Origin of the sequence: Marinomonas sargassi (assembly GCF_025716875.1) — a bacterium.
Classification (GTDB): domain Bacteria; phylum Pseudomonadota; class Gammaproteobacteria; order Pseudomonadales; family Marinomonadaceae; genus Marinomonas; species Marinomonas sargassi.
This window is the reverse complement of the sequence record NZ_JAOVZB010000006.1, coordinates 84,736-99,562: the sequence shown is the minus strand read 5'-3', so window position 1 is coordinate 99,562 and position 14,827 is coordinate 84,736. Positions and strand designations below refer to the sequence as shown.

Annotated in this window: 15 protein-coding genes; 12 read left to right on the top strand and 3 right to left on the bottom strand. The window is 41.1% G+C overall.

The window, feature by feature from the left end; genetic code table 11:
• Positions 1 to 35: 35 nt before the first annotated feature.
• The 3 genes from OFY17_RS13030 to OFY17_RS13020 all read right to left on the bottom strand — a co-directional run bounded on the left by OFY17_RS13030 (position 36) and on the right by OFY17_RS13020 (position 3,754).
• Positions 36 to 1,937, bottom strand: a complete 1,902-nt coding sequence (locus tag OFY17_RS13030; protein WP_263531172.1) for a DUF3857 domain-containing protein — start codon at positions 1,935 to 1,937, stop codon at positions 36 to 38.
• Complete coding sequence (locus OFY17_RS13025; RefSeq protein ID WP_263531171.1) at positions 1,934 to 2,977, bottom strand: hypothetical protein; 1,044 nt, start codon at positions 2,975 to 2,977, stop codon at positions 1,934 to 1,936. The genes OFY17_RS13030 and OFY17_RS13025 overlap by 4 nt, the downstream gene beginning before the upstream one ends.
• Positions 2,978 to 3,076: 99 nt before the next feature.
• On the bottom strand, positions 3,077 to 3,754 hold the full coding sequence (locus tag OFY17_RS13020) for a P-loop domain-containing protein (protein ID WP_263531170.1): 678 nt from the start codon (positions 3,752 to 3,754) through the stop codon (positions 3,077 to 3,079).
• A gap of 144 nt (positions 3,755 to 3,898) precedes the next feature.
• On the opposite strand from OFY17_RS13020, the gene OFY17_RS13015 reads away from it, so the two are divergent.
• The 12 genes from OFY17_RS13015 to rpoS all read left to right on the top strand — a co-directional run bounded on the left by OFY17_RS13015 (position 3,899) and on the right by rpoS (position 14,295).
• A complete protein-coding gene (locus OFY17_RS13015) occupies positions 3,899 to 4,198 on the top strand; it encodes a DUF6482 family protein (RefSeq protein WP_263531169.1) in 300 nt (99 codons plus the stop codon).
• A gap of 202 nt (positions 4,199 to 4,400) precedes the next feature.
• On the top strand, positions 4,401 to 6,035 hold the full coding sequence (locus OFY17_RS13010; RefSeq protein ID WP_263531168.1) for a CTP synthase: 1,635 nt from the start codon (positions 4,401 to 4,403) through the stop codon (positions 6,033 to 6,035).
• A 52-nt stretch (positions 6,036 to 6,087) separates the two neighbouring features.
• Positions 6,088 to 7,383, top strand: a complete 1,296-nt coding sequence (eno, locus tag OFY17_RS13005) for a phosphopyruvate hydratase (RefSeq protein WP_263531167.1) — start codon at positions 6,088 to 6,090, stop codon at positions 7,381 to 7,383.
• 105 nt (positions 7,384 to 7,488) lie between these two features.
• Positions 7,489 to 7,767, top strand: coding sequence for a septum formation initiator family protein (locus OFY17_RS13000; RefSeq protein ID WP_263531166.1), 279 nt, complete (start codon positions 7,489 to 7,491; stop codon positions 7,765 to 7,767).
• Entirely contained in the window at positions 7,764 to 8,498 is a 735-nt protein-coding gene (ispD, locus tag OFY17_RS12995; RefSeq protein ID WP_263531165.1) for a 2-C-methyl-D-erythritol 4-phosphate cytidylyltransferase, read from the top strand. The genes OFY17_RS13000 and ispD overlap by 4 nt, the downstream gene beginning before the upstream one ends.
• Positions 8,495 to 8,986, top strand: coding sequence for a 2-C-methyl-D-erythritol 2,4-cyclodiphosphate synthase (gene ispF / locus OFY17_RS12990; protein ID WP_263531164.1), 492 nt, complete (start codon positions 8,495 to 8,497; stop codon positions 8,984 to 8,986). Before ispD ends, ispF begins: the two co-directional genes overlap by 4 nt.
• A complete protein-coding gene (gene truD / locus OFY17_RS12985; protein WP_263531163.1) occupies positions 8,983 to 10,077 on the top strand; it encodes a tRNA pseudouridine(13) synthase TruD in 1,095 nt (364 codons plus the stop codon). The genes ispF and truD overlap by 4 nt, the downstream gene beginning before the upstream one ends.
• On the top strand, positions 10,055 to 10,801 hold the full coding sequence (gene surE / locus OFY17_RS12980) for a 5'/3'-nucleotidase SurE (RefSeq protein WP_263531162.1): 747 nt from the start codon (positions 10,055 to 10,057) through the stop codon (positions 10,799 to 10,801). Before truD ends, surE begins: the two co-directional genes overlap by 23 nt.
• Positions 10,798 to 11,463 carry a protein-L-isoaspartate(D-aspartate) O-methyltransferase gene (locus tag OFY17_RS12975; protein ID WP_263531161.1) on the top strand — a complete coding sequence of 222 codons (666 nt, stop codon included), beginning with the start codon at positions 10,798 to 10,800 and terminating at the stop codon, positions 11,461 to 11,463. Before surE ends, OFY17_RS12975 begins: the two co-directional genes overlap by 4 nt.
• Complete coding sequence (locus tag OFY17_RS12970) at positions 11,456 to 12,370, top strand: DUF368 domain-containing protein (RefSeq protein ID WP_263531160.1); 915 nt, start codon at positions 11,456 to 11,458, stop codon at positions 12,368 to 12,370. Before OFY17_RS12975 ends, OFY17_RS12970 begins: the two co-directional genes overlap by 8 nt.
• A gap of 114 nt (positions 12,371 to 12,484) precedes the next feature.
• Entirely contained in the window at positions 12,485 to 13,264 is a 780-nt protein-coding gene (locus tag OFY17_RS12965) for a peptidoglycan DD-metalloendopeptidase family protein (RefSeq protein WP_263531159.1), read from the top strand.
• 26 nt (positions 13,265 to 13,290) lie between these two features.
• The gene (rpoS, locus tag OFY17_RS12960) at positions 13,291 to 14,295 is read left to right on the top strand and encodes an RNA polymerase sigma factor RpoS (RefSeq protein WP_263531158.1); all 1,005 of its coding nucleotides are present in this window, start codon (positions 13,291 to 13,293) and stop codon (positions 14,293 to 14,295) included.
• Positions 14,296 to 14,827 lie beyond the last annotated feature (532 nt).

Here is a 14,827-nt window from a genome sequence, read left to right as displayed (position 1 = left end):
GTATCTCTCAAAAACAGCAAGAGCAATTAGGGCTATTAGGTATGTAAAGGTGCTTCTACCCTGATAGCCTGAAGTTCTCTCAACACTTCTATGAATTTATTAAAATCAACTTGATCTGATAACTCGATACGTTGCCATGGTATTGTCAGAGTGGTTTCAATATAGAGTGTATTGTTTTTGATATAGCTGTCTCGCTTTAGCTCGCCGAATTTGGAACTCAAGCTCAGCCTTGGTGAGGGTTTTATTGGAGTCCAGTGAGAGGATATATCTATGGTGTAGTGGCTGGTGTATTTCACGCCGTTGAATGTATAAGCGTCAAATTCATTTTCTAATTTATTCATCCTCAATTCACTGGCTAACCAATTATCTGGTTCTGTGTAAACAAGGTGTGTGTCTGTTGATAAAAAGGGTTCAAACGATAAAGATGACCCAACCATAAAGGTAGAATAGTCGCCTTCAAAACCTGAAATTATGCCTGTTTTAACCGTTTCGATATCAGCTATGTTTTGCTGATATTGCTCTTTTAGCCATTCGTGCTGCTCTTCTTTAGTTTGGCCTCTTAACTCATTACGCATATATGAGGCAAATTCACCTATGTAAGTACGTTTTTGCTTTTCTAACACCCCGCCCTCTGTTGTGAAAGTAAGGTCGGTATTTACTTCCATTTGCCAGAGGTATTCAGAAGGCGCAATTTGCTTAGGGCGTTCATCAGCTCGTAATGCCAATGCCACTTTGTTTTGTATCCAATCTGAGGTGGTTTGCCAATGGGTATTCATGTCTGTTGGGTCTAAGCAATACTCTTTTCCAATGTAGTTCAGACATAAGACAATGTGATTAAAGTACGCCGCAGAAGGAACTGTTAGTTGTTGCGTATTAGTTCTGTTTGTTGCAACAAGGTGAGGAGTAGATTCAATACCTGCTTTTTTTAGTAATGCTTGGAGTAGTGCTGTTTTATCTTTGCAGTCACCAAATAGGTTGCTAATAACGGAGTCATTTGAGTGAGGTGTGTATGCGTGCCCCTCTGTGGATAATGAGACATATCTGATTTGTTCTGACACATATCGGAACAAGGCATCAATGATTTCTGTTTTAGTGGTCAAGTCTTTCGTGAGTTCATTATATAAATCATCAATTAATGTTTGTTCGGTAAAAGCTTGCTGGTAAGCGTTTGCCATACGATCGATAACATCTGGCCAATCTTGATGTGCCGCAACTCTTAGCCCACGAATTTTATCCCTCCAGTATGTTGAGCTGTCAATATCGAGCGGAGCTATGTTGTTCCCTGTACACTTCAGCGACTTTTCTGCGGATTGGCACGTTAGGCCTGTATGGGTGTTGTGCCATTGGATGTCTTGTTTATTCCATTGAATATTAGCTTTAAAGGATTTAACTAAAAAATTACCCTCTACTGAAAATGAGTCGTAAAAAGGCATTTCCATTTTTGAATAATCTGTCGTTACACGGTAATCAATGACCATATAGCTTCTTTCTACGATACCGGGAATGGGTAGGTAGGCAACTTTTTGATCGTCAAATGTATTGTAGTTATTGTCTTCCCCGTACTGTACCGTCTCTATATTGAGTTGGTTTACAGCGTGGTTGGAGTTAATGCTGGCTGCTGAATAAACAGTTATTTGGTCGTTTATCTCGTTAAAGTAAATACGCTCGGTACCATATGTATCGGCCGATTTACTGTCTGGGTAATACCAAATCTGTTGAATGTGGGTAGTTACTAAATCTCCGTCAATTTTAACGTCAATAGATCGTAAAATATTAGTCGTGCTGTCATAGCCTTGGGGATTGTTGATTTGATCTTGTTTAGCCATTTTAATAAGTGGGCTTTCATGTAAAGCAAATTGAATGTTGTTAGCAAATACCTGTGTTGCGGAAATGAAAAAAGTGATGAAAAGAAAAAGGTGATTGATCAGCTGCTTCATTGAATGTTAAACCCCTTGATTGCTTCTTTGGCACTGCGTAAATGGATACTCCAAGAATCCTCACTCGCCACTACTTCTATTGCCATCTCTAGCATTTCTTTATCGTTCTTAATCACACTGCTTAGCGTGGTATTTATTCCAAATATATTTGCTACTTCACATATTTGAATCATTTTTACACTTGAAGAGTTAGGTAAAAAAAACTGTTCTTCTACACATTGGTAGTCTTTATTTACATCCATTAGTTGTGAATAACGAAATGTCGCAACTTCATTTATTGTCGTGCCTTTATCATATTTATATATATTTGCAGTCAAAAAAGATTCTTCTCCCACAAAGCTCTTAATGGCTTCAGCGTTTGTTTCAACCTCATACCAAGTAATAAGACGAACTGGAAAATTAAATTGATCTTCTGACGATACATAGACTGAGTTTTTATCATGTTTAGCAATAACGTCAGAGATGACACTCCCAGAAATGCTGAGAGAAATCAATAACACACCAGATAGTAATAACAACCACTCCCACCAAGAGTATGGATTACGGCGTGTTCTCGCTTTAATACGAGAATCAGCACGTTTTACTCGATTAATTCGAAGTACAAGTAATGAGAATAGAAAGGTGTAAACCAATTGAATAATGCCCAATTGCCATAAAAGGGTATCATCAATTTTTTCGGCTAAAACAAGTAAGAAGCTAATGGTAGTAACAATCACAGCCCATAGCAGGTATAAAAATTTGGGAGGTTTTAGCCCTAACTTTTCTTCATAGTTCGATAAATGGCGGCCTAGTCGGGGTAAAGCAAAAAGTTGAGTTATAAAAATTAGTGGTACGAAAAACCAAGCTAAAGGTGTAACAACGGCACTAGTGAGTTTTTTGATGTCTCTCACTTGCAGCACCAACCAAATCGGAATATAAAGCCCAAAAGTCCCTAACATTATAATCAATTCGAAAATATAGGCTCGTGGAGGGAGAACAGGTGTCGATAATAAAGGTAATTCCGACTCTTTATTTATCGATAATGATGCTTGATCGTCCATGCTTTAATTGCTTTTATAAAATGAATTAGAAACTCATCTTACAATAATATTTTGGAGTAGAGCAAAATTAAACTAATAAAAGCATTCAGACTTTATTATTTAAACTTTCAGTAAATAATCCGCTTGATGTCTGTAGCTGTGTACTAGTTTGGCGTTGAGTCCGTCGCTTTTGTTTATTCTTTCTTGAGCTTCTTGTTGTGTCATTTCCCATGCTGTTATGTGGCGTTGGGTCAGTCTTTGGTTGGCGATTTCTAGGGGAATGTCGAGGAACCAGTGGCAGTCGAATAGGTCTTTGCTTTCCTGCCAGCCGTCTGCTGTGTGCAGTAAGTATAGTCCTTCAATTAATATCACTTTTATTTCTTTGTCGATGTGAATGTCGTTTTCTATTGGGTCACCGACGGTGTGCTCGAAGCTTGGCCAGTGTACGGTATTTTTCTGGTAGCTTTGCTTTAGTTGTTTGGTGCGTCGGATAAAACTTTGGCTATCAAATGTCCATGGGGCGCCGCGTCTTTGCATGGCTTCTTCTGGGTTAGACAATAGTTGTAATTGCTGTTTGGATAGGTGAAAACCGTCCATAGGTAGGCAAATTATTTGCTGCCTTTCTTGCTCTGTTAAGTGATTGATTAGCGCTGCTGCTAGGGTGCTTTTTCCTGAGCCCGGTACACCTGTTAAGGCAAAGAGTATGCGCTGTGGGTTGTTTTGTTGGCCACTTTCTGGAGCTTTTAGGGCGGTTCTTAGTTGTTCTAGTGCGCCGTTTAAATCAATACGTTCTGACATGTTGGGTTCTGTTTGTTATTGTTGGGAAACTAAGTATAGAAGCTTTTGTACGGCTTTTATTATGAGCTTTTTATTGGGCGATATTGAACCAAAAGTGTTCTTGTTTCGTATTGGTTAGGTCTTAATAAAGGAAGAGTGTTCAGCATGCGATTAAAAGATCTTGGTAAGGTTACCTCTTTTGAAAAGGTCATTATTCATTCCTTAGCGCCTAACTTGTATCAGTTGTCTGTGGTGGTGGATGGTGAAGAGTTGTTTGTTGAAAACGACAAAGGGGCGCTTCTGTCGAGCCATAACAAGCAAGACTTGCAGACTTTGTTTAAAGACAAAGAAGTGGCATCTATGGTGTTGCATCAACAAAGTGCTTATGACGAAATGGTTGGGCAGCCTACAAGGGAGTCTGCTAATCGTTTAGAAGTGCCCATTGGTAATACGGATTTATTCTAATCCTTCTGAGTTTGTCATCACTTCCCCATAAGAAAATCTATATTTTCAATATTTCTTGAAGAGCATGTTTCTATGCTTAAATCTGCTGTCTTTTACATTGAGCGAAAAGGCTTGTGGTGTTACCATTCCCTCCCGTCCTGAAGGTATATTATTTGCTACCTTCATATTTTATTTTTTCTATCTTAAGGCGGGTTAACCACTCATGGCAACACGGTATATTTTCGTTACAGGCGGTGTAGTTTCATCTCTTGGTAAAGGTTTGGCTTCAGCATCTTTGGCGGCCATTCTTGAATCTCGTGGGCTAAAAGTTACCATGCTAAAACTGGATCCTTACATTAACGTCGATCCAGGTACCATGAGTCCTTTCCAGCACGGTGAAGTGTATGTCACAGAAGACGGCGCAGAAACCGATCTAGACCTTGGTCACTACGAGCGTTTCATTTCTACGAAAATGGGCAAACGTAACAACTTCACAAGTGGTCGAGTTTACCAAGATGTTCTGAAAAAAGAGCGTCGTGGTGAGTACCTAGGTGGTACAGTTCAAGTTATTCCTCATATTACAGACGAAATTAAACGCCGTGTTATCAAGGGTGCTGAAGGCGCAGATGTGGCTTTGGTTGAAATCGGTGGTACGGTAGGTGATATCGAATCACAACCTTTCTTGGAAGCGGTTCGTCAGTTGAAAGTTGAGCTAGGTAGCCGTAGAGCCTTGTTCATGCATTTGACGTTGGTGCCTTACATTCGTACCGCGGGCGAGACAAAAACTAAGCCGACGCAACACTCTGTAAAAGAGCTTCGTTCTATCGGTATTCAACCTGATATTCTTATTTGTCGTTCTGAAGTGTCTATTGAAGCACCAGAGCGTAAGAAGATTGCTTTGTTCACCAACGTGGAAGAGCGTGCGGTTATTTCTTTACCGGATGCCGATACGATTTACCGTATTCCACAAATGTTGAACGACCAAGGCTTGGATAATCTTATCGTAGATTACTTCAACCTTGATTGTGATATGCCTGATCTTGATATCTGGAATAAGGTGACACAAGCTAAGTTAAACCCAGAGAAGCAAATCAATATCGCCATGGTTGGTAAATACATGGAGTTGTTGGACGCTTATAAATCTTTGATTGAAGCCATGGATCACGCTGGTATTCATGCCCGCACGAAAGTGAAGCTTCATTACATTGACTCTGAAAGCATTGAAGAGAACGGCACAGAATGCCTGAAAAACATGGACGCTATTTTGGTTCCAGGTGGTTTTGGTGAACGTGGCGTTGAAGGTAAGATTTTGACGGCTTCCTACGCACGAGAAAACAAGGTGCCTTATTTAGGTATTTGTTTAGGTATGCAGGTAGCGGTTATCGAATTTGCCCGTAATGTGGCGAATCTAGAAGGTGCTCACAGTACCGAGTTCAATTTAAAAGCAGAGAATCCAGTCGTTGGTCTAATCACAGAATGGACTAACGCAGAGGGTTCCAAAGAGATCCGATCAGAGCAATCTGATTTGGGTGGCACGATGCGTCTCGGCGCGCAGAACTGTAACCTTACTGAAGGCACAAAAGCCTTTGAAGCTTATGGCTCAGCCGTGATTACAGAGCGTCATCGTCATCGTTATGAAGTAAATAACTTCTATGTTTCTGCTTTGCAAGAAGCAGGCTTAACGATTTCTGGTCGTTCAGAAGATAACTCATTAGTTGAGATGATAGAAATTGCTGATCACCCTTGGTTTGTTGCTTGTCAATTCCATCCAGAATTTACATCAACACCAAGATATGGACATGGTCTATTTAGTGCTTTTGTTCATGCTGCATTGAAGCATGCTGGTAAAGAGAAGTAAGTCACTCGATTAAGCAGTTTATGGTTTTTCATATTTTTTAAAGAGGTTTGTTATGAGTCAGATCGTTGATATTAAAGGCAGAGAAGTTTTAGATTCTCGTGGTAATCCAACTGTAGAAGCAGACGTGATCCTAGCGGACGGTTCTGTAGGTTCTGCATGTGCACCATCTGGTGCCTCTACTGGTTCTCGAGAAGCATTAGAACTACGTGATGGAGACAAAAGCCGTTACCTAGGTAAAGGTGTATTGAAAGCAGTTGCTGCTGTAAATGGTCCAATTCGTGACGCTTTGATCGGTAAAGACGCGCTTGCTCAGGCTGAGCTTGATAAGGTGATGATTGACCTAGACGGAACAGAAAACAAGTCTACATTCGGTGCGAATGCTATCTTGGCCGTTTCTCTAGCAGCCGCTAAAGCAGCCGCTACTTCTAAGAAAGTGCCTCTATACGTACACATTGCAGACATCAACGGTACACCAGGCGTTTACTCTATGCCTGTACCTATGATGAACATCATCAACGGTGGTGAGCACGCTGATAACAACGTTGATATTCAAGAATTTATGGTTCAGCCAGTTGGCGCGCCAAACTTCCGTGAAGCGTTACGTTACGGTGCAGAAATCTTCCACGCATTGAAAAAAGTACTAAGCGCTCGTGGTTTGAACACAGCAGTTGGTGACGAAGGTGGTTTCGCTCCTAACCTTGCTTCTAACGCTGAAGCATTGGCTGTTATCAAAGAAGCGGTTGCAGCGGCAGGTTACGAGCTAGGTAAAGACATCACTCTAGCAATGGACTGTGCGGCCTCTGAATTCTACGAAGATGGTAACTACAACCTGAAAGGTGAAGGCAAAGTATTCACTTCAGAAGGTTTCTCTGATTACCTAGCTGAGCTTTGCGAATCTTACCCAATCGTTTCTATCGAAGACGGCTTGAACGAGTCTGACTGGGAAGGTTTTGCTTACCAAACTAAGATCCTTGGTGACAAGATCCAATTAGTAGGTGACGATCTTTTCGTAACCAACACTAAGATCCTGAAGCGTGGTATTGATGAGGGTATTGCTAACTCTATCTTGATCAAATTCAACCAAATCGGTTCTTTGACTGAAACACTAGAAGCAATCAAAATGGCGAAAGCAGCTGGTTACACAGCGGTTATCTCTCACCGTTCTGGTGAAACAGAAGATGCTACGATTGCTGACTTGGCTGTTGGTACTGCAGCAGGTCAAATCAAAACGGGTTCTCTATGTCGTTCTGACCGTGTTTCTAAATACAACCAATTGCTACGTATCGAAGAGCAATTGGGTGGGAAAGCACCTTACAACGGTCTTTCAGAGATCAAAGGCCAAGCGTAATTTAGCTTGGACTTAAAAAAGGGAGAACTTTGTTCTCCCTTTTTTGTTTTCTTTAGGTTCAATTCCTTTAATAATAAGGATAAATTTTTAGTCATTGAGGATACTATGACGCGTTTGTTACTGGTCTTTTTTGTCTCTGCTGTGGGTTATCAGGCCTATCACCTGTATTTTGGTGAGCAAGGTATTAAACGACAAGAAGAATTGGATAAACAGATTGCTTATCAAGAGCGTATCAACCTACGTTTAAAACATCGCAACGAGGCATTAAGAGCACAGGTTGAAGACCTACGTGGTGGTGAAGATGCGGTAGAAGAATATGTTCGTACCGAGCTTCAATACATCAAAGAAGGCGAAGTATTCTATCGTATGGTGAATAAGAAATGAGTCGCCTTATGTGGGCGGTTATTCCAGCAGCGGGTGTAGGCAAACGTATGTTAGCGGATTGCCCAAAACAGTATCTGACACTTGCTGGTCAAAGCATACTAGATAGAAGTATTGCCATTTTCCTTGAGAATCCGCAGATCGCTGGTGTGGTAGTTGGTATCAGTCAAGGAGATGCCTACTGGCCAGAATCAAACTACTTTTCCCATGACAAAGTCCACGTTGTAGAAGGCGGAAAAGAGCGCAGCGACACGGTTTTAAATGGTCTCAAATACCTACAAAGTAAACTCGACGATAGACAACAAAATGTCTTGGTACACGATGCCGCTCGGCCTTTGCTAACACAACAAGCCCTCAATCGTATTATTCAGCATCAAGGTGATCAGGGGGCGATTCTCGCTATGCCGTCGAGAGACACGGTAAAGTGGAAAATGTCTGATACTCAACAGGCAGAAAAAACCTTAGACAGAAATAACATTTGGTTAGCGCAAACCCCCCAAAAATTTCCATTAGAGACTCTATCGTGTGCACTACAACAAGCCAATGAGTTAGGCATAGACATCACAGACGAGTGCTCAGCCATGGAAGCAGCGGGTTACCAGCCTGACCTTATAGTGGGGGAAAGCAGTAACTTAAAGCTGACTTTGCCTGAGGACCTACTTATCGCTGAGGCGCTATTGTCTTTTTTATCTAGCCAAGCGACGACACAAAATGAATTTGGAGTTCAACAATGATGCCATTTCGAATCGGTCACGGTTTTGATGTTCATAAATTTGGTGAAGGTGACCACATTGTCTTAGGTGGGGTGACTATCCCTTATATTCAGGGCTTGATCGCTCATTCGGATGGCGATGTTGTATTACATGCTCTAACCGATGCGCTTTTGGGCGCGGCCGCTCTAGGTGATATAGGAAAACATTTTCCTGATACGGATGAAGCCTTTGCAGGCGCGGATAGTCGAGTATTGTTAAGAAAAGCCTATCAAGAAATTAAAGCTTTAGGTTTTGTAGCAGGTAATGTTGATGTCACTATTCTGGCTCAAGCACCTAAAATGCGCCCGCATATTGATGCCATGAGAGCGAAGATAGCTGAAGATTTAGGTTTGGATGTCGGGGCAGTCAACGTAAAAGCGACTACCACTGAAAAGCTCGGTTTTACAGGCCGAAAAGAAGGCATAGCCGTAGAAGCTGTGGCATTAATTTATCGACAAGGTGAAGTATGAACACCGAATGGCGCTATGCATGGTCCAAACCTCAGGTAACTGGTGATTTAAAAACTCAGGTACAAGACTTCTATGTGGAAGAACAGCTGGGCTTTGAGCCAGATGGTAAAGGCGAGTTTTGTTATGTCTTCATTGAGAAGCAAGGGGTTAATACCGACTTCTTAGCAAAGCGCCTTGCTCAAGTGGCTGGCATATCTGCGAATAAGGTTACTTACAGTGGGGTAAAGGATCGACATGCCTGTACTCGACAATGGTTTTGTTTGCATGTGTTAAATCAAGAACCTGATTTATCGACTATTCAAGAAGCTTTTAGAGAGCCAGAAAGTGTCCGTGTTATTGCGCAGCTAAAACATTCTAAAAAGCTAAGAACCGGTACGCACTTTGCCAATCGTTTTGTGATTCGTTTACGCAATCTTCAGGGTGATTTAGAAGACTTGAGAAGCCGCCTAAACCTTATTCAAAAGGGTGGTGTACCAAATTACTATGGTCCTCAGCGCTTTGGTATAAACGGCAATAATTTGCACAATGGCAGAGACTTTGTGTTGCAAGGTCGGAAAAGTCAGCGCAAGCTTTCGAAGAACCAATCCTTCTGGCTATCGGCTATTCGTTCATGGTGTTTTAACCAAGCCTTGGATGCTCAAATTGAAAATGGCATGTGGGCTCGACTATGCGATCAAGACATAGCCCAATTTCAAACCACGGATGAGCAATTTCGTGTCAATGATATGAGTGCTTTGCTACATAACAAGGTGATGGAAGGCAAAATCAGTCCAGTTTTACCTTTAATTAGCGCTGGTTGGGAAAATGGCACTGGGCCGCAGCGAAAAGAGTCCATTGAAAGTACCCTAGCTGAAGAGCAAGATTTGATCGCTGGCTTATTGTCTTTTGATCTTTCTAGAGACAGCCGCTTAGCACGCCTTGTACCGATCAAGATGGCCTGGGAATTGCTAGGTGAAATGGAAGATCATAAACAATTAATCGTTGAGTTCTCGTTACCTAAAGGGTGTTTTGCGACAAGCGTATTACGCGAGATGATAGATTATAAGGACAAGTCGGTAGAAAAACACCATGAGAATATTGATAGCCAATGATGATGGAATAGATGCACTTGGCATACAAACTTTGGCAAAGCACTTAGCGAAAAAATACTCCACCTTAGTTGTTGCCCCTGACCGTAACCGCAGCGGGGCCAGTAACTCTCTGACATTAACTCGACCATTGCAGCCAGTTGAAGTGGCAAAACATAGCTACCGTGTGGATGGAACGCCAACGGATTGCGTGAATTTAGCTCTATCAGGTCAAATCGATGGCGAAGTGGACTTAGTGGTGTCGGGGATTAATCATGGTCCAAACCTAGGGGATGATGTCATTTACTCTGGTACTGTGGCAGCAGCCATGGAAGCGCGTCATTTAGGCCGACCTGCATTGGCTGTGTCATTGGTTGGTAATCAGCATTTCGATACAGCAGCTTTGGTTATTACAAGCCTATTGGAAGACAGCCATACTTTGTCTTTGCCTACAGGTGTTCTATTAAACATTAATGTTCCCGATGTGCCCTATGAGGCGCTGAAAGGTATTCGAGTGACTCGTTTGGGTTATCGTCATAAGGCACAGCCACCGATTTCTGCTCAGCACCCAAGGGGTATACCGAGTTTTTGGATAGGGGCGCTCTCAGAGCCCCATGATATGTCAGAAGGAACTGATTTTAATGCGATTGAAGAAGGTTTCGTTTCAATAACGCCGTTGCATACGGATATGACCTGCTATAGCGCTCAATCGTCTCTTCAACGTTGGACTGACACAGTTACATTATGAGCCCAAACAAACTCAGCGGATTAGTTTCACACACGGTACCAAGAGCATCGACCATGATAGCTCAGCTTAAACAGCATGGTGTATCACATGATGAACTGCTGTCTTTAATGGAAAATATCCCCCGTCATGAGTTTGTAGAACCTGCTTTTTCTCATCTGGCTTATTCAGCGACGCCTTTACCCATAGGTCGTAGCCAAACTATTAGTCAGCCTCTTACCGTCGCAAGAATGACTGAATGGCTACTGACTTATGCAAGGTTAGGAAGAGTACTAGAAGTGGGCACAGGGTCAGGCTATCAAACCAGAATACTGGCGCACTTTTTTAATAAGGTTCACACCATAGAGCGACAGCAATTGTTGCATCAACAGGCAAAACAGCGTTTAACGAACATGGGTGTGAACAACGTAGAATATTTATTTGCTGATGGTCAGGCTGGTTGGCCTATAAAAGTGGAAATGGATGCCGTTATTATTACCGCCATGGCGAGTAAAATACCCTTGGCGTTAACTGAGTGTTTAAAGCCTCAGGGGATTTTGATTATGCCAATCAATCAGCCAACACCACAAATAGGTTGTTGGAGAAAAGAGGGCGATCAATGGAAGTTATTAGCCACAGAGTCTGCGAACTTTGTGCCTTTATTAGATGGAATAGCTGATGAGTAAATGGTTAAAGGTCTATGTTAGCGGTGTCTTTATGGGAGCAGCTGACGTAGTGCCCGGTGTCTCAGGGGGAACCATAGCCTTTGTTCTTGGTATCTATGATCGATTAATTGCGGCTTTGAGCGGTGTTAATCAACAAAGCTTAAGCCTGTTATTGAAAAGAGATTTCAAAGGTTTGTGGGCGCATTTTGACGGGACTTTTCTACTGACTCTAGGTGCAGGTGTGTTAACCAGTATTGTGTTAATGGCTAACCTAGTAACTCATTTATTAGCTGTTTATCCTGTCTATTTGTGGAGCTTTTTCTTTGGCCTTATTTTGGCGTCAGCCTATTACTTAATTCAACAAGTTCATGCTTTTTCGACGAAACACTTTTTGTTATTAAGTTTTGGTATTTTAATCGGGGCGGCATTATCGCTCTTGGTGCCAGTACAAGTGAATACCTCCCTTTTTATGGTATTCGTATCTGGCATGATTGCCATTTGCGCCATGATACTTCCCGGTGTATCTGGTAGCTTTTTGCTGCTCGTATTGGGTATGTATGGCTTTATTCTTTCAGCTATCAAGAGTGTTGATATTCTCGTCATTGCTATATTTGCTGCCGGTGCCTTACTTGGTTTATTAACTTTTTCTAAAGTGCTTCATTATTTATTAAAAAACTTTCGCTCAATGACGTTGTCTTTATTAACAGGGGTGATGTTAGGTGCCTTAATTAAAGTCTGGCCTTGGAAGGAGGTTGTTTCTTGGCGCTATTTTGGTGAAAAAAAAGTGCCTTTAGAGGAAACTCTAATATTACCTTGGAATCAAAATGGCTTTATTTTGACCGCTGATTTAATTATTCCAATAATATTTTTTTTACTGGGATTCTTGATTATCTTTCTCAGTTGTAACACTTTTTTACAAAAAAAATAATTATCTAATCTATTTAAATAAAACGCCTCTTTGGAGCTAAGTATTATATTTTTTTGTCACTTTAAATGTCACAGTTCGAAACTTTTTGCTTTGTTATTAAGTAGGTTGTTTTGTGTGTGCATTTTGTTGACAGGTTGTGCTTATGAAGTCATTCATTTTGCAGACAAAGAGAATTCATGGAAGCAATCTAATAAAGCTCAGCTGGCTTCCGTTCCTTCCTCTGGAATTCACCGCGTAGAAAGCGGGGAGACTTTGTTTTCTATCGCTTTTCGCTATGGATTAGATTATAAAAAAGTAGCTGCAGCGAATAGAATTCCTTCACCATATGTCATTTATCCACAACAGAAAATACGTCTTATTGAGGCAAATAGGGTCGTTGTAAATACATCCAGTAGTGCTCCCAAAAAAGCTGAAATAAGCTCTTCTAGTAGCAAAAAAGTAGTCGCTAAAAATACCACTTCTAGCGCTCCAACTAAGTTAAAGACACCAGTAATTCCAGATGCAAAAAATAACAAAGCAGTAGAAAAATGGCAGTGGCCAGTAAATGGTGAAGTCATTAGGGGGTTTTCAAACGTTGGCGTTAGTAGTAAAGGTATAGATGTGAAAGCAAATCAAGGCGACTTGATTAAAGCCGCAGCGGATGGAACGGTTGTATATGCAGGTAATGGTTTAATTGGTTACGGTAATTTAGTTATATTGAAGCACAATGATATTTATCTTAGTGCTTATGCGTACAACGAAAGTATTTTAGTTAAAGAAAAGCAAAATGTTAAAGCGGGTGACTCCATTGCTATTATCGGTGGCAAGGGAGAAGAAAAACCATTATTACATTTTGAAATTCGGAAAGATGGACAACCAATAAATCCGTTAGGTGTTTTACCCAAAATAAATTAATAACAAAGTATTATTAAGGAGGGGACATGAAACTAGCGAATACAGACAAGGAAAAAAATAAACCACTTGGCGTTGTTGAATTTGAAGCTGATTTAGATCTTGCAGTGGATAATGAAGATGAAGTGGCTGAAAATGCAGAATTTGAATCCGCAGTTAGTGCCCGATATGCAGAAGAAGATACTGCTAAAAATCTAGATGTTACACAACTCTATTTGAGTGAAATAGGCTTCTCTCCCTTATTAACCGCAGAAGAAGAAGTTTACTTTGCTCGCCTTGCCCTTAAGGGAGATGAAAAAGCACGCAAGCGAATGATTGAAAGTAATCTTCGTCTTGTTGTAAAGATCTCACGTCGTTATTTGAACAGGGGACTTTCCCTCTTAGACTTAATTGAAGAAGGTAATCTTGGCCTTATCCGAGGGGTTGAGAAGTTCGATCCCGAGCGCGGTTTCCGTTTTTCCACTTATGCTACTTGGTGGATACGTCAAACCATAGAACGCGCCATCATGAACCAAACTCGTACTATTCGTTTGCCAATTCATGTGGTTAAGGAACTGAATGTTTACCTTCGAGCAGCAAGAGAGCTCGCTCAAAAGCTTGACCATGAGCCAAGCGCTGAAGAAATTGCTGATATGTTAGATTGCCCTGTTGAAGATGTGCAAAAGATGCTTCGACTCAATGAAAGAGTCAGCTCAATTGATGCTTCCTACGGTGGCGAGAATAACGATAAAAGCTTATCTGAAGTACTTGCTGATGAAATACATCAAGGGCCTGAAGCCGATAGGCAAGATGGCGATGTATTAAACAATATTGAGCATTGGTTAGATGAGCTAACGGAAAAACAAAGGGATGTCATCGTTCGTCGCTTCGGCCTTCGTGGACATGAAGCTAATACCCTAGAGCATGTTGGTTCAGAAATTGGACTCACAAGAGAAAGGGTGCGACAGATTCAAGTAGAGGGGCTGAAAAAGCTACGCTTGATCCTAGATCAACAAGGTTTGTCTCTTGATGACGTGATTAGCCTAGATAACTAAGAAATTGTATTTAATGAAACGAAAACCGCACCTTTTGTAAGGGGCGGTTTTTTTATGTAAGTCATAAAATTAATGTGCCTATATTAGTGATTATCTATGAGAGAATTCATTTTTCCCTTACCCATAGAAGCTTTCTGGTTTATGTACTTTAGGTTAGAAAGGGGGGTATAGCAGAAAAAGGGAAGTTGGATAATACCGCTTATCATAGCTCACATAACTATGTGGCGTTTTGCACAGTTCAGGGATTTTTGATGAGTCATTTAAAAAGGATTACACAATGACTGTCTTGCCTAAAAAATATCATATTAGGCGTAATATCAGCCTCGCGTTATTAGTTTTATTATTTATTTTTCTCTTTGCCTTACCCATATTACATATCGATAACCCAGATATATTTTTTGGCATTCTATCTATATTCTTGGTCGATTACCCCATGCTCTACCTGATAATAATATTACCGCTATTATATGGTGGAGCCATTTCGACTTTTATTAGTTTAAGCTTTCACTCCATGTTCAGGCACGAACCCTTG

Excerpts from the sequence above, each read along its gene's own strand:
- OFY17_RS13030 (WP_263531172.1), bottom strand. The coding sequence starts at position 1,937 with ATGAAGCAGCTGATCAATCACCTTTTTCTTTTCATCACTTTTTTCATT.
- OFY17_RS13025 (WP_263531171.1), bottom strand. The coding sequence starts at position 2,977 with ATGGACGATCAAGCATCATTATCGATAAATAAAGAGTCGGAATTACCT.
- OFY17_RS13020 (WP_263531170.1), bottom strand. The coding sequence starts at position 3,754 with ATGTCAGAACGTATTGATTTAAACGGCGCACTAGAACAACTAAGAACC.
- OFY17_RS13015 (WP_263531169.1), top strand. The coding sequence starts at position 3,899 with ATGCGATTAAAAGATCTTGGTAAGGTTACCTCTTTTGAAAAGGTCATT.
- OFY17_RS13010 (WP_263531168.1), top strand. The coding sequence starts at position 4,401 with ATGGCAACACGGTATATTTTCGTTACAGGCGGTGTAGTTTCATCTCTT.
- eno (WP_263531167.1), top strand. The coding sequence starts at position 6,088 with ATGAGTCAGATCGTTGATATTAAAGGCAGAGAAGTTTTAGATTCTCGT.
- OFY17_RS13000 (WP_263531166.1), top strand. The coding sequence starts at position 7,489 with ATGACGCGTTTGTTACTGGTCTTTTTTGTCTCTGCTGTGGGTTATCAG.
- ispD (WP_263531165.1), top strand. The coding sequence starts at position 7,764 with ATGAGTCGCCTTATGTGGGCGGTTATTCCAGCAGCGGGTGTAGGCAAA.
- ispF (WP_263531164.1), top strand. The coding sequence starts at position 8,495 with ATGATGCCATTTCGAATCGGTCACGGTTTTGATGTTCATAAATTTGGT.
- truD (WP_263531163.1), top strand. The coding sequence starts at position 8,983 with ATGAACACCGAATGGCGCTATGCATGGTCCAAACCTCAGGTAACTGGT.
- surE (WP_263531162.1), top strand. The coding sequence starts at position 10,055 with ATGAGAATATTGATAGCCAATGATGATGGAATAGATGCACTTGGCATA.
- OFY17_RS12975 (WP_263531161.1), top strand. The coding sequence starts at position 10,798 with ATGAGCCCAAACAAACTCAGCGGATTAGTTTCACACACGGTACCAAGA.
- OFY17_RS12970 (WP_263531160.1), top strand. The coding sequence starts at position 11,456 with ATGAGTAAATGGTTAAAGGTCTATGTTAGCGGTGTCTTTATGGGAGCA.
- rpoS (WP_263531158.1), top strand. The coding sequence starts at position 13,291 with ATGAAACTAGCGAATACAGACAAGGAAAAAAATAAACCACTTGGCGTT.